19 protein-coding genes are annotated in these 19,016 nt (G+C 67.0%); 3 read left to right on the top strand and 16 right to left on the bottom strand.

Translation table 11 applies throughout. The annotated features are described in order from the left end of the window. Positions 1-400 precede the first annotated feature (400 nt). From AB0F98_RS26350 to AB0F98_RS26415, 14 genes are all read right to left on the bottom strand, one after another. Positions 401-1,897, bottom strand: coding sequence for an NAD-dependent succinate-semialdehyde dehydrogenase (locus AB0F98_RS26350; protein ID WP_357740394.1), 1,497 nt, complete (start codon positions 1,895-1,897; stop codon positions 401-403). After that, a complete protein-coding gene (locus tag AB0F98_RS26355) occupies positions 1,890-2,324 on the bottom strand; it encodes a heme-binding protein (protein WP_357740397.1) in 435 nt (144 codons plus the stop codon). The genes AB0F98_RS26350 and AB0F98_RS26355 overlap by 8 nt, the downstream gene beginning before the upstream one ends. Then, on the bottom strand, positions 2,324-3,208 hold the full coding sequence (locus tag AB0F98_RS26360; protein WP_357740400.1) for a dihydrodipicolinate synthase family protein: 885 nt from the start codon (positions 3,206-3,208) through the stop codon (positions 2,324-2,326). Before AB0F98_RS26360 ends, AB0F98_RS26355 begins: the two co-directional genes overlap by 1 nt. 29 nt (positions 3,209-3,237) lie before the next feature. Further along, positions 3,238-4,506, bottom strand: coding sequence for a flavin-dependent oxidoreductase (locus tag AB0F98_RS26365; RefSeq protein WP_357740403.1), 1,269 nt, complete (start codon positions 4,504-4,506; stop codon positions 3,238-3,240). A gap of 339 nt (positions 4,507-4,845) precedes the next feature. After that, positions 4,846-5,352 carry a MarR family winged helix-turn-helix transcriptional regulator gene (locus AB0F98_RS26370; RefSeq protein ID WP_357740406.1) on the bottom strand — a complete coding sequence of 169 codons (507 nt, stop codon included), beginning with the start codon at positions 5,350-5,352 and terminating at the stop codon, positions 4,846-4,848. 237 nt (positions 5,353-5,589) lie between these two features. Beyond that, positions 5,590-6,258, bottom strand: coding sequence for a hypothetical protein (locus AB0F98_RS26375; protein ID WP_357740409.1), 669 nt, complete (start codon positions 6,256-6,258; stop codon positions 5,590-5,592). 50 nt (positions 6,259-6,308) lie between these two features. Further along, positions 6,309-7,556: an MFS transporter gene (locus tag AB0F98_RS26380; RefSeq protein WP_357740412.1), complete on the bottom strand. Its 1,248-nt coding sequence runs from the start codon at positions 7,554-7,556 to the stop codon at positions 6,309-6,311. Further along, positions 7,553-8,746 (bottom strand): NAD(P)/FAD-dependent oxidoreductase, encoded by a 1,194-nt coding sequence (locus tag AB0F98_RS26385; protein WP_357740415.1) that lies wholly within the window; start codon positions 8,744-8,746, stop codon positions 7,553-7,555. The genes AB0F98_RS26380 and AB0F98_RS26385 overlap by 4 nt, the downstream gene beginning before the upstream one ends. Positions 8,747-8,756: 10 nt before the next feature. Beyond that, positions 8,757-9,518 carry an isochorismatase family protein gene (locus tag AB0F98_RS26390; protein WP_357740418.1) on the bottom strand — a complete coding sequence of 254 codons (762 nt, stop codon included), beginning with the start codon at positions 9,516-9,518 and terminating at the stop codon, positions 8,757-8,759. Next, positions 9,515-10,267 carry an ABC transporter permease gene (locus tag AB0F98_RS26395; RefSeq protein ID WP_357740420.1) on the bottom strand — a complete coding sequence of 251 codons (753 nt, stop codon included), beginning with the start codon at positions 10,265-10,267 and terminating at the stop codon, positions 9,515-9,517. Before AB0F98_RS26395 ends, AB0F98_RS26390 begins: the two co-directional genes overlap by 4 nt. A 98-nt stretch (positions 10,268-10,365) precedes the next feature. Then, a complete protein-coding gene (locus AB0F98_RS26400; RefSeq protein WP_357740422.1) occupies positions 10,366-11,271 on the bottom strand; it encodes an ABC transporter ATP-binding protein in 906 nt (301 codons plus the stop codon). A 4-nt stretch (positions 11,272-11,275) separates the two neighbouring features. Then, complete coding sequence (locus AB0F98_RS26405) at positions 11,276-12,289, bottom strand: ABC transporter substrate-binding protein (protein ID WP_357740425.1); 1,014 nt, start codon at positions 12,287-12,289, stop codon at positions 11,276-11,278. Between the two features lie 153 nt (positions 12,290-12,442). Then, a complete protein-coding gene (locus tag AB0F98_RS26410; protein ID WP_074308873.1) occupies positions 12,443-12,787 on the bottom strand; it encodes a cupin domain-containing protein in 345 nt (114 codons plus the stop codon). A gap of 67 nt (positions 12,788-12,854) precedes the next feature. Continuing rightward, entirely contained in the window at positions 12,855-13,772 is a 918-nt protein-coding gene (locus AB0F98_RS26415) for an ABC transporter substrate-binding protein (RefSeq protein WP_357740429.1), read from the bottom strand. Between the two features lie 136 nt (positions 13,773-13,908). Here AB0F98_RS26415 and AB0F98_RS26420 point away from each other — a divergent pair, with 136 nt between their 5' ends. Genes AB0F98_RS26420 through AB0F98_RS26430 form a run of 3 tightly spaced genes read left to right on the top strand, consistent with a single transcriptional unit; the run spans position 13,909 to position 16,975 of the window. Continuing rightward, the gene (locus AB0F98_RS26420) at positions 13,909-15,402 is read left to right on the top strand and encodes an aldehyde dehydrogenase family protein (RefSeq protein ID WP_357740432.1); all 1,494 of its coding nucleotides are present in this window, start codon (positions 13,909-13,911) and stop codon (positions 15,400-15,402) included. Between the two features lie 58 nt (positions 15,403-15,460). Next, positions 15,461-16,255 (top strand): carbon-nitrogen family hydrolase, encoded by a 795-nt coding sequence (locus AB0F98_RS26425; protein ID WP_357740434.1) that lies wholly within the window; start codon positions 15,461-15,463, stop codon positions 16,253-16,255. Positions 16,256-16,300: 45 nt separating this feature from the next. After that, complete coding sequence (locus tag AB0F98_RS26430; protein WP_357740437.1) at positions 16,301-16,975, top strand: DUF2848 family protein; 675 nt, start codon at positions 16,301-16,303, stop codon at positions 16,973-16,975. A 645-nt stretch (positions 16,976-17,620) separates the two neighbouring features. Here the strand turns inward: AB0F98_RS26430 and AB0F98_RS26435 are convergent. Beyond that, positions 17,621-17,875, bottom strand: a complete 255-nt coding sequence (locus tag AB0F98_RS26435; protein WP_357740439.1) for a hypothetical protein — start codon at positions 17,873-17,875, stop codon at positions 17,621-17,623. Positions 17,876-17,937: 62 nt separating this feature from the next. Beyond that, positions 17,938-18,906 carry a helix-turn-helix domain-containing protein gene (locus AB0F98_RS26440; RefSeq protein WP_357740442.1) on the bottom strand — a complete coding sequence of 323 codons (969 nt, stop codon included), beginning with the start codon at positions 18,904-18,906 and terminating at the stop codon, positions 17,938-17,940. Between the last annotated feature and the right edge of the window lie 110 nt (positions 18,907-19,016).

Below are 19,016 nucleotides of genomic sequence, written 5' to 3' on the forward strand. Positions count from 1 at the left end.
CTCGCCGGTACGGGCGGCAGGACGCGTCATGGGTTGCCTACTACGACACGCTGCATCGACTGGGCCTTGCCGGCGCGGCCCGGACGAGGCCGAACACCTCGGGGCGTGGGCCGGCCGGGCTCGCTCCTGCGGCTGGTGGTGGCCGACTGTGTCGTGGTTTACCGGCCCGGGAGATCCGAACCGAGCCGGTCTCCGCAACGATGTACGAGCAGATCCGACTTCAGCCTCGCGGTGTGCGCTACCGCGACGGCTGGCAAGCGCTCCTGAGGTTGTGCCTGATCTGATGGCCGGAGGGTCGAGGCTTCACGAAGCCCGGCTGGCAGCAGCGCCCACCAGCCAGTCGTCTCTCCCACGTCGTCCGCCCACGGACAGAGCAACGCACGAGACATCGCGGGTGAGGCTAGGAGAAGGCGATTCCCACGTACTTACTCTCGAGGTATTCCTCGATTCCCTGGGTTCCGCCCTCCCTACCGAGGCCCGACGCCTTCATGCCGCCGAACGGCGCGGCCGGGTTGGAGATCACCCCCTGGTTGATGCCCACCATTCCTGTTTCGAGCCGCTCGGCCAATCGGATCGCCTTGTTCAGATCGCGGGTGAAGATGTAGGCAGCGAGACCATATTCGGTGTCGTTGGCGAGAGCTGCGGCCTGCTCGTCGTCGGAGAAGCTGGTGATCGGAGCGACCGGACCGAAGATCTCCTCCGACAGCAGTCGTGCGCCGACCGGCACGTCGACCAGAACCGTCGGCGCGTAGAAGAAGCCCTCACGCTCGAGACGACGGCCCCCGGTCAGAACCCGGGCTCCCTCCTTCGCCGCGTCCGACACCAGCCGCTCCACCTTCCGCACTGCAGCTTCGCTGACCAGTGGACCGGCCTGTGTCTCCTCGGCGGTCGCTGATCCGACGAGGAGAGCGCTCATGCGGTCGGCTAGGCGGTGCGAGAACTGCTCGACGACGGCCTCGTGCACGAGGAAGCGGTTCGCCGCGGTGCAGGCCTGGCCGCCATTGCGCATCTTCGCCAGCAATGCGCCTTCCACCGCAACGTCCAAGTCGACATCGTCGAAGACGATGAACGGGGCGTTTCCTCCGAGCTCCATGGACACGCGCAGCACGGAGTCCGCCGACTGGGCGATCAGACGCTTGCCGACAACCGTTGAGCCGGTGAACGTCAACTTGCGCAGACGCTGGTCGCGGATGACCGACTCGGCGACATCGCCGGCCCGGCTGGTGGTCACGACGTTGACCACGCCGTCGGGCACGCCGGCATCGACGAGGACCTGCGTCAGCGCAAGGGTGGTCAATGGTGCGAGTTCGGAAGGCTTGACCACGACCGTGCATCCGGCCGCCAACGCGGGCGCGATCTTGCGGGCGCCCATGGCGAGCGGGAAGTTCCACGGCGTGATGGCGAGAACCGGTCCGACCGGCTGTCGTATGGTGAGGATCCGGCTGCCGCCCGTGGGCGATTGCGAATATTCGCCACCGACACGGACAGCCTCCTCCGAGAACCACCGAAAGAACTCGGCGCCGTAGCCGACTTCGCCCCGGGCCTCGGAGATGGTCTTTCCCATCTCAAGTGCCATGACCGTGGCGAAGTCGTCGGCCCGTTCGCAGAGCAGGTCGTGCACCCTGCGCAGGATCTCGCCCCGGGTCCGTGATGGAACGGCGGCCCAGTGGTGCTGGGCTCGCGACGCCGCGGCCAAGGCCTCCATGCCGTGCTCCGGACCGGCATCGGTCACCGCGGCGAGCGGTTCGCCCGTGGACGGATCCCACACCTTGAATGTGGCGTCCGTGCTGACCCACGCGCCGTCGATGAACGACCCGGTGGGCACGGAGGACAACAGAAGGTGAGCCGCCTCCGTGGCACCGTCCATAATTTGCAGGGTGCCGGGGCGCTCAACCACGCTCGGCATGGAACTTCATGAAGTGGTTGACGGCAGCCTGGGCTACCTCGAGGTCTTCGCCGGCGGTGCCGGAGCTGATGCCGATGCCGCCGACCACCTGGTCGTCGACGACGACGGGGAGCCCACCGCCGATAACCGAGAATCGACCGCCGTTGGTGTTGTGGATGCCGAAGGTCGGCTCTCCGGGCACACAGAGCTGGTTGTAGATGTGCGTCCCCTTGCGAGCGGTGGCACCGGTGAAGGCCTTGTCGATCGCGGTGGCGATGCTGCTCACCTTGGCGCCGTCCATCTGCTCGAACATGATCAAGTGTCCGCTCTCGTCGGTCACCGCGATGCTCATCGGGATGCCGAGATCGACGGCGGCCTGACGGGCGCCCTCCACGAGCACGGCAGCGTCGTCTCGTCCGAGCCTGATGACGGTCAGCATCAGAGTTCCCCCACTATCTCTAGGTCGGTTGTCGCGAGGAGGGCACGCAGGTCGTCGAGGTCCGTCCCGGCCACCGGCGAGTAAGGCGGGTAGGGATCACCGGCCGGTACGCCCAGAAGATTCAGCGACGCCTTCATTGTTGACGTCAGGCCGTACCGCATCCACTTCGCCGGATACAGCGAGAACTGCCGTTGCAGCCGTACCGCCTCGGCAACGTCGCCCTTGAGGAACGCCTGCAGGAGCAGCGATGCGATCTTCGCGACGGGCGGCGGCAGCGTCACACCGGATCCGCCGAGCTGGAGGCTGATCAGCATCATCTGCACCGTGGTGAAGTAGTGCGCCAGGCCTCCCTGGTCGATCTCTTCGATCAGCCGCGCCACCCTCGAGAGATCGCGCGAGCTCTCCTTGACGAACCGGATGCTGTCCCGGCTCGCCAACGCGATGGTCGCTTCGGGAGACACGGTGGCTCCGGCCCCGGCGTTGAGGTAGAGCATGAGCGGCAACGATGTCTCGGCGGCCACGGCGTCGACATAACGCTCCAAATCCCGGGGTGAAGGCTCGCCGCCGAAGGGCCGCAGCGGCGCCAGCAGCTGCACGGCGCTCGCGCCCAGCTCCTCGGCAAAGTGAGCGAGGTCGACACTGACCTTGAACGACGGGTGGGAGACGCCGACCACGACCGGCCGGCGCCGATCGACGAACTCGACCGTTCTGCGGATCAGCTCCCGCCGCTGCGGGAGGTCGAGGTACTGGTATTCCTGCGCCTCCACGCCCGCCGCGATCACCATGGCGGCGTCACAGTCCTTCACCACATAGTCGACACCGTGCTTCAGCGCGTCGTAGTCCACGGTCAGCTCTGCGGTGAACGGGGTCAGCGGGGGAACCACGAGACCGGGGATGGTCATGACCGTGCTTGTCATACGAGCGACCCCCTCCGCTTCAGCTGGTCGACTTGGAAGCCCGCGACGGTCTTGTACCGCTCCGTGATCGCACGCAGCTCCTCGTCGGAGACAATGTCGCTCAGGCGCTCGAACGGCTTGTCGCCGCTGCGCTCGTGCACCTCGCGCAGGATCGCGTCCGGCGGGTTGGCCCGGTTCATGCGGACGACCTTGCCCGTTGCCTCGACACGCGTGACGTCGTACTCGTGGAGGGCCTCGTCGGTCACGCCATGGCGCTTGAAGCTGCCGGCGAGGTACCGCGCGTCGAGGATCGCCTGGCCTGCGCCGTTTGAGCCTCGCGGGTACATCGGGTGGGCGGCGTCACCCAGCAACGTCGCGCGACCGAAGGTCCACGTGGGAAGCGGGTCGCGGTCCACCATGGGGTAGATCAGAATCGGGTCGGTCTTCTGGAGCATGCCGGGCACGTCCAAAAAGTCGAAGTGCCAGTCCTTGAAGACCGGGAAGAAGTCCTCGAGCCTGCCCTTGGCGTTCCAGTCGTACAGGTCGGGTCGAGGCCGCTCCAGGGTCGCGACGAAGTTCGTCAGCTGGTTGCCCTGGCCGTCGATGTTGTTCCTGATCGGGTAGACCATGAGCTTGCCGACGCTCATCCAGCCCATGCGGACGGTGTTGGCCCCGCTCAGGAAGGGCGGCATGGGGGTCGCCCCGCGCCAGATGGTGAGGCCGGAGTAGATGGGGTCACCCTCGTCCGGATAGAACTGCTTGCGCAGCGCGGACTTGATGCCGTCGGCCCCGACGAGGACGGAGGCGCGGACCGAGGGAAGATCCTCGCCGTTCGGCCCGATGAAGTGGGCGGTGACCATGTCGTCACCGAGGTCGACGTGGGTGAGCCGGTGACCGGTGACGACGCTGTCCTCGCCGAGCCGCTCGCGTACGGCTTTCAGGAACACCATCTGCATGTCACCGCGGTGAAGAGAAAACTGCGGCCACGGGTAGCCGGCCGCTTCACCTGCGGGCTCGGTGAAGATGTGCTGACCGAACCGGTTGTAGTAGGACGCGTCCCTGGTGCGGATACCGACTTCGTCGAGCGCCGGCACCAGGCCGAGTTCGTCGAGTTCACGAACGGCGTGCGGTAGCAGGTTGATACCGACACCCACGGCCGTCAGCTCGGGCACCGCGTCGTACACGCGGCACTGTATGCCGATCTCCTTGAGGCTGAGGGCGAGGATCAGGCCACCCGCTCCTGCACCGACGATGAGAACCTCGGTGTCCTTCGTTGCATGGGTCATCCAGCGCTCCTATGGAGGAAATCACTGACCTTTATACGTTACCTAGATTAAATAAATGGCTGAGGAGGGTCAAGGGGCAAGGAGCGACGAGACGGCTGTGCGGCGGGCCGAGCTCTCGCATGCGCCAACGTTTGGCGGCGGGTGACACGTTCACGGGCGCCCGCGGGGCGGGGCGATCACGCCGGCGCCCCCGAAACGGCCTACACCAAGCCGACTCGCTCGCAGATCGCCCGAGCGCCGCCGCGCCCGCCCGCTACACGTCTACAACAGCAGGCTCGCGCCGCGCTCGGCGCTCGACCAGCCGCCAGCCCGCTTCACCAAGATCGCGGGCCGGAACACTCAACTCCCGGCCGCTTCTTCCTGTGCGTCGATGGCCGACTGGACGAGGCTCCTGATGGACTCCTGGTCGTCGGCGTTGAGCGGCACGCCGACGTAGAACGCCATGACAGTCAGGGCAGCCGCGCGGTCTTCCTCCGTCAGGTGCGACTGGAAGTAGGCCACGTCGCGCCGGACACCGTCGGACACCCTCGTGAGACACCGGCGCCCGTGCGCAGTCGCCTCCACCAGGATGACCCGGCGGTCCACCTCCGAGGGACGCCGGACGACCAACTCCTTGGCCTCGAGGTCTTGGACGAGCCGGGACGCGAAGGCACTCGTGACGTTGAGACGCTCAGCGATCCGGCTCACCGGCAGGGCTCCCTCGGTCACGCCGCCACCGAGGATCTGAATGAGCGCCTGGTGCTGCAACGGCTCGAGATCCGAGTTGCGGGCCACTTCATCGAAAATCCGGAAGGTGCGCCGGATGATGTAGCGAGCGCGTGCGACCCCCTCGAAGTAGGCATCCACCTCCGCGGGTTCCCCTCCAGGGCCGCCCCTGAGCGCGGAGATGGTGGCGGCGACGCCGCGGCCTACGTGCCCTGGGTTCCGTACTGATCGACGAGCCACTGCAATACCTACGCTTCTTAAAATCGTGGCCGGTCGGTCGCGCACGTGTCCATACACGTGCGCGATCGCGAATGCGCGGCCAGGCGTCAAATTCGCCTCCTGGGGCGCCCTGCTAACTTTATCGGAGGCTCCCCAGGGCTAACATTTGCCCGTCTGGCGATTCCTTGACGCGGGGTTCAGACGATCCACGGCCCTGACGGTGTAGCGGGTGCTGGCGTTGAACCACGGTCGCGCGGCAAGCTGCTGTCGCCGCAACGTTTCCCCCGCTGCACGGCGCTCCGGCGATTCGAGCGCAGACGCATCGGCGAGCCGGTGGATCGCCACCCGCGTCCACGGAGTGTTGGATTCCGTCACATCGACCAGGCTGACTCCGCGCCAGGCCGCGGCCTTGAGGAGCATGGGTGCGTGTTCCTCGCGGTACCACGCGTCGAGCTCGTTAAGGTCGCTCCGCGGTGCCGAGAACGCCACGACGAAGAGCAGTGGGGCCCCGGTTTTGACGTCGCCGTGCTCCTGGATGACGTCCCCGGTGACCCTGACGAATTGGTCCAGTCCCCCCATCCGCGTCTGCGTGGTCGCGGCCGTCCTGCCCTGCAGGGCTCGATACGCCTCTGTGCTCAGCGCATCCAGACTCTCAAGGTCGTAGATCAGCAGACCCATGTCATGATCGTCTTCGGAGACGTACCTATGGGCGTCGAGAAAGCCCGGCATCGCCAATCGTCCGGTGACGTGCTCGGCCTCGTACCACGTGAAAAAGTCGTCGATGTCGTCGGCCTTCGGGCGGAGGACCGCGAGAAGTACTGCGCTCACAGCTGCAGCTCCTTGGTATTGTTGTGTGTCGTTGTGTTAAGAAAGCGGCTCTAGGCGGCTCCTCGCGTACCGTCGGCACCGACCCGAGCGGCCTCGGACCCACTGGCGTCGTGGCCACGCCTACCGAACCGCTTCCAGCAGGCCGTGATGACAACGAGTACTACCGTGAGGGCGCACAGGTACGACCACGCGCCGCCGTAGCCGGCCGGCGAGTCGACGAACATGCCGAAAGTGAGCGGCCCGACCATGAAACCGGCATAGAGCCCCAGTGAGGTCCAACCGGTGGCGCGGCCCACCGAGCCGCTGGGCGCGTTGCGCACCACCGTCATCATGATCACGACGTTCGCAGCCAACGCACTGGCTCCGAAGATCGCGGCGCCCACCCAGACCATCAGGCCACTGACGGCGGCGGCGAGACCGCATACCGCCAAGCCCACGCCCGTCAGGACCGCCAGCCCGGTCAGAAGCGACGGCGTATCGAGGATGCGGTCCATCACCCGCCCCCAAACAAGCCGTGCCAGCACGCCGGTCCCGCCAAGGGTGGCCGAGACCAGCCCGGCCTCGCTCACCGAGTGGCCGAGCACGTCGTGGGCATAGAGCGGCAGGTACACGTTCGTTGCCTGGATGGCGGCACCGGTCACCAGCGCGTAGATGGTCAACCACCACACACTGGGGTCCATGGCCGCACGTGGGACGCCGGCCCGCGCGGCGCGTGGAGCCGCGGGGCCTACGACCCACCGGGTGGCCGCGAACCCGAGGACCGCCAACACCCCGCAGAGCAGAATCGCAACGCGCCAGCCGAGCATCACGGCCAGTCCTGGGAGCGCGAGACCCGCCAGCAGTTGGCTTGCCTGCACTCCTGACTGTTTCGCTCCAACGACGAGCCCTTGTCGCCCGACGGTCACCGTGCCGGCCACCGCGAGGTTCGTCGCAGGGTTGGAGGTGGCCACCGCCATGCCGGCGAGACCCACGCCGAGCACCAGTGGGACCAGCGAGTGCGACATGCTCACGGCCACCATGGCCGCCCCGGCACAGACGAAGGTGAGCCGAAGCATCCGTTGGGCACCGAGGTGGTCGGTGAGCCGCCCGAACCCGGGGGTGCTGGCGGCTGCGGTACCGAAGGCGACAAGCCAGAGGCCGCCGAACTCGGTCGCCGACAACCCGAGGTCGGAGACGACCAAGGGACCCAGCGCGCTCAGGGCGTAGTGCGTGAGCGGACCGACCCCCATGCCCAGCGCGAGGTAGCCGGCGAGGACCGGTTCATAGGCGGTCGACGCAGTGCGGCCGTGCCCTCTCATGCGCTCGCGTGCGGCTCTCGCACGCTCTCGAGCAGGGACGTCCTGCGCAGGAACGTCCGCTGCGCCTCTGGGCTGCTCGCGATGGCGCGCAGCTCGTCGAGGCGCTGGGCTCGCACGACCGGGTCCTTCTCCTCGAGGCGCTTCTTGTTGCTCACGGTCTGCTGCTGTACATAGCGGATGTTGAGGTCCCGCCGGCGGCTTTCGTAGGCGTCGAGCACGTCCTCGTTGCGGGAACCGCGGAAGTTGTCCAACGCCTCGAGGAGCTCGACGGCGTCGTGGATTCCGCAATTGAGCCCGAGGCCACCGATCGGGTTGTTCACGTGGGCCGCGTCGCCGGCGAGGAAGGCCCTGCCGACCCTGAACCGGGCCGCCACGCGCTGATGCACCCGGTAAATTTTGCGGTGCACGATCTCACCCTGCGACGCGCCGGGACAGATACGCTCGAGCCGCTGCATGGACGCCTCGTCGCTAAGTGCCTGTTCGTCGGACTCCCCGACCGATGTGGGAAGTACGACCCGCCAGCGTCCCTTCAGGTCCTCGCCTGCGACCTTGAAGAGGTTCGACCACTCGAACGGGTCCGCGAAGTAGCTGCGGTAGCTGCAGGACATGGCATCGGCGAAGTCGAAGAGGGTGGTCAGCACCACGAACCGCTCCGGCCAGGTGTAGCCCTCGAACTCGATGCCGAGCCCCTTGCGCACCGCACTGCGGCCGCCGTCGCACCCGATGACCCAGTCGCCCGTGAGTCGGACTGGCCCGTCGGCGGCCTGCGCATGGACGACGACGGAGTCGGCCGTCTGCTCCAGATTCGTGAATGTGCAGCCTAGCCGCACGTCGACGTTCGGCATCTCCGCGAGCTTTTGCAGGCCGATGCGGGCGAGCTTGTGCTGCTCGGTCTGCACGACGAAGGGGAACCTCGTTTCGTCGCGAAGGACGTCGTGGTCGAGCCGTGCAACGAGACTCCGGCTCGGCTTGTCCCAGAAGTCGAAGTGACGGGCGAGCAGGCCGACGCTGATCAACTCGTCGACCAGGCCCAGGTCGTCGAGCATCTCGAGGGTCGAGGGGTGCAGGGTGGAGGCTCGCGGGTCGTCCAGGACCTGCTGCGCGGCCTCCAGCACGGTCACCTCGAAGCCGCTTCGCGAGGCGGCGAGGGCGGCCACGACACCGACCGGGCCCCCGCCGACGACGATCACGTGCCCCATGTCATCCACACTCTTTCGTTCGGGCCGGAGAGAACCACGGGAAGAGCCCGTCCGGGAGCGAGTCCAGGAACTCGAGGGTCTCGTCGAGGGTCACCACGTCGGCGTATTTCTGATGCATGTCCAGCAGGTTCACGCGGTGCGAAAGCTGCACGCGGTCGAAGGTGCAGTCGGCGACCACGGCCATCCGGTAGTTGTTGGAGAACCCGTCGATGACGGTGGCCCGCACGCAGCCACTGGTCGTGGCGCCGCACACCAGGACGGAGTCGGCCTTCAGCTGCACCAGCAGACTGTTGAGTTGTGTGGCGAAGAAGGCGCTGGGCTTCGGCTTCGAGATGACGATGTCGGGATCCTGCGGAGCTATCTGCTCCATGATCTGGTTGCCACGCCCCCGTCTGAGGACTGCGTCCTCAGCTCGCCGGCGGTTCTTGTCCGCCCAGCGGCCGGAGTCCAGTCCGTCGGGACGGGGATCCTGGCCCGTGCTGTAGATGACCGGGACCCCGCGCTGCCGAGCGGCAGCGGTGAGCCTGCCGATGTCCGGCAGCGCGTCCCAGGCACGCTCGCCGCAGCTGTTGCGCCACGACCTGATGGAGTCCAGGATCGGCTCGGGGCGGTCGCCACAGAAGTTGTAGTTGACGTCGACGACCAGCAGGACCGGGCGCTCGCCGAAGCCGGCGCGCTGTCCGTAGCCTGCCGCTTCGAAGATCGCGCGCTCATGCTCGTCGAGCAGGCCTTCCAGTACGTCGATGTGGATCGCGGCGGTCACTCCGGGTCCCGCCCGCCGCTGACGCCGGCGTACCAAGGGGCGACCCGCGACTCGAGCCAGCCGACCCCCCGCGTCAGACCGATGCCGAGCACCATCAGGACGACCACCGGGACGAACAGCGCCGATGTGTCGAACCGCTGGCCGGCGTTGATGATCAAACCGCCGAGTCCACCGATCGAGGTGAAGAACTCGGCAATCACGATGCCGATGACGGCGCGTCCGATGCCCAGGCGTAGGCCCGTCATGATGTGAGGCACCGTCGCGGGCAGGATGATCTTCCGCATGATGGCGGTCTCGCTGGCCATGAAGGACTTGCCGACCTCGAGGAGGGGCCTGGAGACGGCGTTCACCCCGGCCCAGGTACTGATCACGATCGGGAAGACCGTCATCACCACGACGACCGCCACCTTGACGGTGAAGCCGAGTCCGAACCAGAGGATCAGCAGGGGGATGAACGCCACCATCGGCATGGCGTAGCCGCCCGTCACATAGATGCCGAGGGCCGCCTGCACGGCCCGGTACCGGCCGAGCAGCAGGCCGATGGGGATGCCGGCGACAGCAGCGATCAGGTAGCCGAACAGCAGTGGCTTGAGGCTGTCGAGCAGTGCCGTGACGAGCGTCCCGTCGGCGATCTGATCGCGGAACGAGACGGCGATGGCCGTCGGGTACGAGGCGAAGATCGGGTTCATCCGTCGCCCGAAGATCTCCCACGCCGCTAGGAGGACCAACAGGGAGGCGATGGTCACCATCGTGTAGGTGTGTCGGCCGCGCGGGGCCCCCCGCCGCTTCGCGAGAGAGGTGGGGCCGGGTCCCTGGCGGGTGGATGTGCGCTTTTGCGCTAGGGAAGTCATCGGTCCCCTCCTCGATCGCGGCCCTGCGAGTCGATGCCGTGCGGCGTCTCACCGTTCTCGTGGACCCGGGCCATGAGCCGGCGCCAGATCTCGTACCTCGTGTGGGCGAATTCGTCGAGACCGCGGATCGCGAACAGGTCCTCGCGTGGCCCGGAAATCGGGATGTCGAAGATGTGATCCACACGGCCTGGGTTCGGCGACATCAGCACGACCCGGTCCGCGAGCAGAACGGCTTCGTCCAGGTCGTGCGTGACGAAGATGATTGTCTTGCCGGTCTCGCGGTGAACGCGCAGCACCTCGAGCTGGAGGCCCTCGCGGGTCTGCGCGTCCAGCGCTCCGAAGGGCTCGTCCATGAGAAGCACCTGCGGCTCGATGCTGAGCGCGCGGGCCAGACCGACACGCTGCTTCATGCCACCGGAAAGCTGGTTGGGGCGCCGGTCCATCGCCGCGCCCAGGCCCACGAGTTCGAGCTTCTCGCGGGCGATCCGTCGACGCTCGGCCTTCGGCACGCCCTTCACCTCGAGCCCGAACTCGACATTCTGAAGGGCCGTCCGCCACGGGAAGAGCTCGGCGTGCTGGAAGACCAGACCGCGGTCATAGCCGCAACCAGTGACTACCTTGTCGCCCACCGTCACGGTGCCGCTCGTCGCCCGCTCCAGCCCCATGATGATGCGCAGCAAGGTGGTCTTGCCGCACCCGCTCAAGCCGGTCAGGGCGACGATCTCGCCGTCGTTGATTGACAACGACACCTGGTCCAGGGCCTTCAGGGGCCGACTTCCCTTGCGATCCGAGACGGTGAACTCCTTGCAGACGCTGTCGATGACGACCCTCGGCTGCGACCTGGCCGGTGGAGTTGTCGGAAGGCTTGCCTGCGTCTTCCCGACGGTGCTGCTTGCCTGCATGGCGTCAGCCCTCCAAACGCTTCAGCGCGGCCTGCTGGTACGAGTCGTCGACGAGGGACTTCACATCGATCGACTTCTTGAGATCACCGGAATCCTGTAGCACCTTCTCCAGGTACTCGAGCTTGTTCATGTCGATGCCGCCGTCGGGGTCGACCAGCTTCTTCTCGACGATGACGTCGTGGGTGAACGTGACCATGGGGTCGTCCGGGCTCAACTTCAGCGCTTCCGCGGAGACCTTCTTGGCTTCGTCCGGGTGCTCGTACGCGTACCGCAGACCCTCGATCAGGCCGGCCAGGTACCCGGTGGCCAGCTCGCCCTTCTTCTTGAGGCTGTCCTCGCGAGCTATGATCATGAAGCGCGGATAGTCGGGGATGATGTCGGCGGAGAGGCCGAGGACGTTCACGCCGTCCTTCTCGGCCCGCGGGATGTAGTCCGTGGCATCGGCCGTCGCGTCAACCGTGCCCGCCACCACGGCCCGGTATCGGTCGGGGTTGCCGCCCGCGTTCACCGTCCGGACCGACGTCCAGTCGACGCCGGCGTCTTTCAGCATCAGCTTGGCAACGAGCGCTGGAAGTCCTGTCGGCGACGAGATGCCCACGCTCTTACCCTTGAGGTCCGACAGAGAGTCGTACTTCTTATTGGCGAAGATCGCGAAAGGGTTGCCCTCCATCGAGGAACCGATCACCTTCGCGTCGAGGCCTCCTCGCTGCGCGGCGATGTAGAGTCCGCCGGGGCTCTGCTCGATGGCGTCGACCTCGCCGGAAGCCAGCGCCGGGTAGACCTGCTCCGCACTCTTGAGCTCGACGAACTCGACGTTGACGCCCTGCTTCTTGTAAAAGCCCTTTGCCTGCGCCATGCGCAAGAAGCCGCAGTCGCTCGTGCAGGGCATGACACCTACCTTCCAGGTGGTGTCGTTCGATGCACTGCCCTTGCCGGCTCCAGCGCTGCATCCACTGAGCATCGTGGCCACGCTGATGGCGAAGACAGCTGCGAGGCGGGGGACGGCTCTCAGCTTCATCGGGGGACTCCCTAACCGGTGGTTAAGCCAGGTGAATTAGTTCGGTTGAATTGGTGACCTACTTCGGCGATTCGTGACCGACGACGCTGTTCGGTGGCGTGGGACGAGGTGGCGGCATTCTCGGGGGTTCAGCCGCTCCTCGCCGCCGGCGGCTTAAGCCTCGTACCTGACCTCGAAGGTGAGGCATCCCTCCTCGGACTTCCACGGGCCGTGCTTCATGCCGGGCGGGCGACACGCGTAGTCCCCCGCGGTGAACGTCTGGCCCAACCGCAGGTCGGTGATGGAGCCCTCCAGGATGTAGACCTCCTCCCAGAAGTCGTGAGACTGCACGCCATTCGGCGTCGTGTCCGTCTGCGGCTCGAAGCGGAGGATCCGCGTCGCCACGCCGCGCTCCGGGTCGCGGGCGAGGACTCTTTCGGTCAGCTGGGGCACCACACCCTCACAGGGTGTGAACGCGGTCTTTTCAATGGAGACGAACTCCAGCTCGGGCTTCGGCATGTCTTCCTCTCGGAGGTGTCTACGGTGGGCGATGGTCAGGAACGCTGTGGAGCGGCGCGGCGCCTCTTCACGAGGACCACAGGGGGGCGAACTCCCGGGCGACCGCTCGCGCGAAGGAGCCGCCGGCGCCTGGCAGGGCAGCGCGCCGCGCGAAGTCCTGCAGGCTCGCGACGGCGCTGTCGTTGATGGCAGAGTTGTAGAAGGGAAGGTCCCGCCTTACGAGGTTCGCGATCAGCCCGGTCTCCATCGGCGGGAAGAGGCCGTCGGCGACCTTCTCGGCCAGAGACGGATCCTCCCGGAGCGCCCGCTGTGCGCGGACGATCGCGCGGACGGCGGCTGAGACGACCTCTGGCGACTCGGCAGCCAGCCTCCGCGACGTCATGAGGGCGGGGAACGTGAAGCCGGCGGCTTCTCCGTCGCAGCGCCGTGCGTCGAAGATGACCTTGCCGATGCCGTCGCGAACCGCGACCTCGGCGCCCATGCCGTTGGCCCAGAACGCGTCGATGCGGCCTTGCTCGAGCGCCTGTGCCGCGGTGACGCCGAACGAGACGCTGGGGGCGTCAGCGCCCGGAACCGGAGCGATATCGATCCGAGCCTCTTCGAGATCGAGGCCGGCACCGATCAGGAGCTGGCGGAGTCCTGTGTCGGGGCCCGGCGCCGCGCCGATCCGCACGTCGCGGAGCGATGTCCACGAGCCCGCGTCAACGTGCGAGTCCGCCGCCACAACGAGGTACCAGTACATGTTGTTCGACAGCGCGGCGACGAGTGTCGTGTCGTCCCACGCTCGCACGTCGTACAGCGGCGCATGCGCGGCACCCGCCAAGAAGTCGATCTCGCCATCGCGCAGCGCGGCGGCCGCGTCGGTGACCGGGAAGAGCAGTTCCAGCGTGACGTCGAGGCCTTCCTCGCGCATGAGGCCAAGCTCCACCGCCGCAACGGCAGGAAAGTACGAGTTCGAGATCAGGTCGGGAACAGCCAGTCGCATCTCGCGCTCCTCGGTCGGTTGTGATTTAGTTAATCTAGGTACGGTACCTAGAGTCAAGGACTTCGGCGGATACTGCCGCGACGGACTTCCGGCCCACTGGCCCGCTCCGTACGACGTCGTGGCGGAGAGGGCACGCATGCACGACCCGACGCAGCGCACCGACCTGTCGGACGTCTTTGGCTCGCTGGCCGCGCGGGCCCCGCGCCTCCTGATCGACAACGAGTGGGTCGCACCCGCCTCCGGGGCCGTGCGCCGCACAACGAATCCGTCCACCGGCACCGAGTTCGCCAGTTACGCCGTCGCCGGTCCGGCCGACGTCGCCGCCGCGGTCGACGCGGCCAGGGACGCCCAGCGAACCTGGGCGCGCACGACGCTCGCTGAGCGAGGTCGTCACTTCGAGCGCCTCGCGCTGGCCATCGAGGACCGCGCCCACGAGATCGCCTTGGTGGACGCGATCGACGCCGGGCTGCCCGTCCAGCGAATGTTCGGCGATATCGCCGGGGCGACCAGGTCGCTACGAGGTTGGCCAGGGCTCGCAAGCGCACTACGAGGTGACGTCCTGCCCGACGAGAACACCCTGCACTACACGCGGTACAAGCCGTACGGAGTCGTGGCCAAGATCGTGGCCTACAACCACCCGTTCCTGTTCGCCGTCAAAGGCAGCCTGGCGGCGCTCATCGCGGGCAACGCCGTAGTCCTGAAGGTCGCTGACCAAACGCCCATGTCGACGCTACTTCTTGGAGACCTGGTCCGGGAGACCTTCCCCCCGGGGGTCTTCAACATCATCACCGGCGACGCGCACACCGGCGACGCGCTGGTCACGCATCCTGACGTCCGCCGCATCGGTTTCACCGGCAGCGCAGCGACAGGCCGCCTCATCCAGCGCCGTGCGGCCGAAGACGCCGTGCGATCGGTGTCGCTGGAGCTGGGCGGCAAGAACCCAATGATCGTCTTCGCGGACGTCGACGTGGCGCGCACCGCCCGTGAGGTCGTGAAGGCGATGAATCTACGCGCCAACGCCGGCCAGTCGTGCGGCTCCACGTCACGTTTGTTCGTCCACGCCGACGTGCACGACGCGTTCGTCGAGGAGTTGGCCCGTGAGTTTTCCGCCCTGACGCTGGGACCGGCGTACGACCCCGCCGTCGACATGGGCCCTCTGATCAGCGCCCGTCACGCCGACAGAACACGGGACTTCATCAAAGGAGCGGCCGCGGAGGGCGCAACCCTGGTCTCGGGCGGACTCGACGACCCCCGGGTTCCCCGGGAGGGCTTCTTCGTCGCTCCGACCGTCTTCACCGAGGTCGAACCCGATTCGAGGATCGCGCAAGAGGAGGTCTTCGGCCCGGTGGTGTCCGTGTTCCGCTGGCGCGACTACTCGACGATGTTGCGCGATGTGAACAGCGTCGAGTACGGACTCACCGCGAGCATCTGGACGAATGACGTGCGCAACGCGCTCCGATTGGCCGATGACGTGGAAGTGGGTTACGTCTGGGTCAACGACAGCACGACGCACTACTGGGGCACGCCCTTCGGCGGATGGAAGAACAGCGGCCTCGGACGGGAGGAGTGCGTCGAGGAGCTGTTGAGCTACCTGCAGGCCAAGAGCGTCCACGTGAAGCTCGGCGCCTGATGCAGCCCCAAAGAACGGTGCTCTGCATGAGAACCGACGACGAACGGAGTGGATCGGCATGAAAACAGCCTTGGTGCAGGTCGCCAGCCCTCTCGACGAGCCGGTCGAGGGCCGCATCGAGCGCGTCGGTGACCTTGTTACCGGCCTCACCGACGTCGACCTGGTGGTCCTCCCCGAGTTGTGGGCCCCCGGCTACTTCGCATTCGACCGCTATGACGAACTTGCGCAGCACCTCGACGGACCGCTTCTCTCCACGATCAGGGGCTGGGCCCGAGCGCTCGGGGCGCACTTGCACGCCGGAAGCGTGCTCGAACGGGACCCAACCGGTCGCCTTCACAACACCGCCGTGCTCGTCGACCCGACCGGTGAGATGCTGCTGGACTACCGCAAGATCCACGTGTTCGGCTATCAGTCCCTCGAGTCGAAACTCCTCAGCGCCGGTCAGCGAGCGGACGTGGCGGACACCGCCATCGGCCAGGTCGGCATGACGACCTGCTACGACCTCCGCTTCCCAGAGCTGTACCGGCACCTCGTCGACCAGGGCGCAGAACTCGTCATCGTGCCAGCCGCGTGGCCGGCCGCACGCCTTGAGCATTGGAAGCTCTTCACCCGAACCCGTGCGGTCGAGAACCAGGTGTTCATGCTGGCCTGCAACGCCGCCGGGCAGCAGGGCAACGTCGAGCTGGCCGGCCACAGCGTCGTGGTCGACCCCTGGGGACGCGTGCTGGCCGAAGCAGGCTCCGGCGAGGAGATCCTGCACGCGAAGATCGACCGCACCGCGGTCACGGAAACACGACGCGAGTTCCCTGTGCTTCAAGACCGCCGGCTACGCAATCAGGCGACCTTCAGCTGACCAGCTTTCCATCTCGTTTACACGAACCAAAGGGAAGGACATCTCGTGCCTGACACGCCCCTGATCACTCTGACGGTCGCCGGTACAGCCGACCAGATCCACCTCTCCGACCCCAGACTCATCGTGGCGGGCTACACCGGCCGCGACCGCCAAGCGGTCCAAGCACACATTGACGAACTCGCTCACATCGGCGTCACACCGCCACCGCGCGTCCCGATGTTCTACGAGCTGAACGCTGACCTCCTGACGACGGACGCCTCCGTCAACGTAGCCGGCGACAAAACCTCTGGAGAGGTGGAGCCGGTTCTGGTTTTCCACGCAGGCCGCTTCTACCTTGGTGTTGGCAGTGACCACACGGACCGCGAACTCGAAACCCAGAGCATCGCCAACTCGAAGGCGGCGGCGCCCAAACCGATCGGCGCAACCGTGGTGCCCTTGACGTCCGTCGAGGAGCGATGGGACGACATCGTCGTGACGTGCCGCACCGATCACCAGCTGTACCAGCAGGGCCGCCTGGCGGCGATGCTGTCGCCCCACCAACTGCTCGACAAATTAGAGGCCAGCGGCACGGGGCTCACGGCGGACACGGTGATGTTCTGCGGGACCCTGCCGTTGTTGACCGGAAAGTTCGTCTACGGGACCAGCTACGAGATGGAGATGCACCTGCCCGACGGCCGGTCACTGACGCACGCCTACCAGGTGAAGAACGGGACCGTCTGATCGGGTCGGCGATCAAGAGTGCTCGACCGCTTCCGGTGCGGCTGTGGTTTCTGAAGGGCGATGCCCGGGCTTGGATGTGATTCGGCGGAGTTCGTCGACGCCTGATGCGCTCAGGGGCGGGTACGGGAGGCCCGACGTCGTGGGGGCCGTGCGGCCGTTCGGCACGGCCCCGAACGTCACTGTCGGCCGTTCAGCCTCCAGGCCCAAAATCCACGGGTTGAGTACAGCGGATGCCGCTGAAGCTGCCGGATAGAGCCAAAGCGGGCTGGTGCGCCCGCGCCCGGGTGGTGCACGCTATCGCCGTCCGCGAGGACGCCGACGCGACTGCAGTCCTGCGTTGGAGTCGTGAGGTCATCAAGCGCCTCACGGTTGAGCGAGACGACGAACGAAGTAGTCGCCTCACCAACGAGCCCGACCGGTGGGAGCCCGCTCAGCTTTCGCCTCAGGGCCGCAGAGACGTGCTCGCCGCCAGCGGCCTAACTGATGCGCCCGAACTCGATCTGCTCGTGCCCGCCGGACACCGTCGTCGCGTGGCCGTCCGTCCCTTCGGGGCAAGACGGGTTGATGCCGCTCCAGACGTTCATCGACCTGGCCAAGCTGCGCGTCCTCCGTCCTGCGACCAGCAACGCACCCACGGACGTCCTGTCAACGCGCCCGGCCAACCGGCGCGCCGCCGGAACCGAAAGGTTCCGGCGAGCCCTGAACGCTCTCGCGCAACTGGAGGGACCCCTGCCCGTGAAGATGCTTCGCCGGCACCTGTTGGAACTCGCCGTGCTCCGGGCAGATGATCGTCGCCGTGGCCTGGCTGTTGACGTACTGAACTAACGAGTAGTCGTACCTGTCGCCGTGCTTCTCACGGGCTCGGGCGATGAACTCAGCGCCGGTGAGTCGTTCTGCCACGGGCCTACGCAGCCACAACACCCGGACTCGCCCCGTCCACGCGCGGGCGTGCGGTATACGACTCAGAGCCAGCCGCGGCGTTCCGCCAGGCTGCCGGCTTGGAACCGGCTCGACGCTCCGAGCTCGGTCATCAGGCGCTGAAGCCGGCGGTAGGTGGTCCGAGTGCTCCAGCCGTTCACGCGCGCGATGGCTGAGTCGGTCAACCCCGCCATCATCATCTTGCAAAGGGACCGGGTTTCCTCGTCCGGCCCTGGGACGCCCCCGTCGAGCGGGGCGGCCTGGGCCCATTCGCCCTCGAACAGGGCTTCGAGGGCGGTGAGCAGCGGGGAGCGCCGCACGAGGTAGGCGAACTGCAGGCCGCTGCGGCTGAGGTCGAACGGGATGAGGGCGTCCTGGTCGTCGCGGATGATCAGCTTGATGGGCAGGGTCGGCCGGGTTCGGGCTTCTTCGCCGCCGCGCACGGCGGGCAGGATGTCGGTTTCCAGCTTCTGGGGCCAGGTGACCGCGTCCAGGCTGTAGATCACGCGGTGCGTCACGCCGTCGTTCTGGTGGCGGGCGATCTGCGCCTGGGTGTTCCTGGCGGCGCCTTCACCCCCGGGCGCCTCGTAGTAGGGCGGCGTGTCGAACACCCGGACCTGATGGTGCGCCTCGGATTCCAGGTGGGCGACGGCCGCGGCGATCGTTTCCCGGTCGGTCAACTGCTCGATCACGAGCTCGGGGCTCATCCGGTGCGCGCTGCGGTGGATCTCCGACAGCGAGTGGACTTTGGCGCGCGCTGCGCTCAGCTCGCGTTCCCGCTGCTGCACGAGCTGGTTGATCGCGATGTCCGGGGGAGCGGCCAGGTACCGCGCCGGCCTGCCGCTGCGGGCCACCAGGTGCTTCGCGCAGAGCGCGGCGAGGGTCCGCTGCAAGGGGCCCACCGGGGTTAACAGGTGGTCGGCGAGCGTCGCGACCGTCGAGCCCGGCAGGGCGACCAGCGCTTCGTAGACCCGCTCCTCGTCAGCGGACAACCCCAGGACCGCGAGCTCCATTGTCGAGATTGTGCCAGGTGGCAGTGAGCAGCCACGAGGGAATCTTGTGGCGGGTGATGCCGGCTGGCACTGTTCGGCCGCAGTGGCGCTCATCGACGTGCGCCGACGCG

It is taken from the genome of Micromonospora sp. NPDC023737 (assembly GCF_040639715.1).
Taxonomy (GTDB): Bacteria; Actinomycetota; Actinomycetes; order Mycobacteriales; family Micromonosporaceae; genus Micromonospora.

What these genes read in the sequence shown, in the direction of transcription:
- AB0F98_RS26355 (WP_357740397.1), bottom strand. Translation starts at nt 2,324, where the DNA reads ATGCTGACCGTCATCAGGCTCGGACGAGACGACGCTGCCGTGCTCGTG.
- AB0F98_RS26365 (WP_357740403.1), bottom strand. Translation starts at nt 4,506, where the DNA reads ATGACCCATGCAACGAAGGACACCGAGGTTCTCATCGTCGGTGCAGGA.
- AB0F98_RS26380 (WP_357740412.1), bottom strand. Translation starts at nt 7,556, where the DNA reads ATGAGAGGGCACGGCCGCACTGCGTCGACCGCCTATGAACCGGTCCTC.
- AB0F98_RS26395 (WP_357740420.1), bottom strand. Translation starts at nt 10,267, where the DNA reads ATGGTGACCATCGCCTCCCTGTTGGTCCTCCTAGCGGCGTGGGAGATC.
- AB0F98_RS26400 (WP_357740422.1), bottom strand. Translation starts at nt 11,271, where the DNA reads ATGCAGGCAAGCAGCACCGTCGGGAAGACGCAGGCAAGCCTTCCGACA.
- AB0F98_RS26405 (WP_357740425.1), bottom strand. Translation starts at nt 12,289, where the DNA reads ATGAAGCTGAGAGCCGTCCCCCGCCTCGCAGCTGTCTTCGCCATCAGC.
- AB0F98_RS26410 (WP_074308873.1), bottom strand. Translation starts at nt 12,787, where the DNA reads ATGCCGAAGCCCGAGCTGGAGTTCGTCTCCATTGAAAAGACCGCGTTC.
- AB0F98_RS26415 (WP_357740429.1), bottom strand. Translation starts at nt 13,772, where the DNA reads ATGCGACTGGCTGTTCCCGACCTGATCTCGAACTCGTACTTTCCTGCC.
- AB0F98_RS26420 (WP_357740432.1), top strand. Translation starts at nt 13,909, where the DNA reads ATGCACGACCCGACGCAGCGCACCGACCTGTCGGACGTCTTTGGCTCG.
- AB0F98_RS26425 (WP_357740434.1), top strand. Translation starts at nt 15,461, where the DNA reads ATGAAAACAGCCTTGGTGCAGGTCGCCAGCCCTCTCGACGAGCCGGTC.
- AB0F98_RS26440 (WP_357740442.1), bottom strand. Translation starts at nt 18,906, where the DNA reads ATGGAGCTCGCGGTCCTGGGGTTGTCCGCTGACGAGGAGCGGGTCTAC.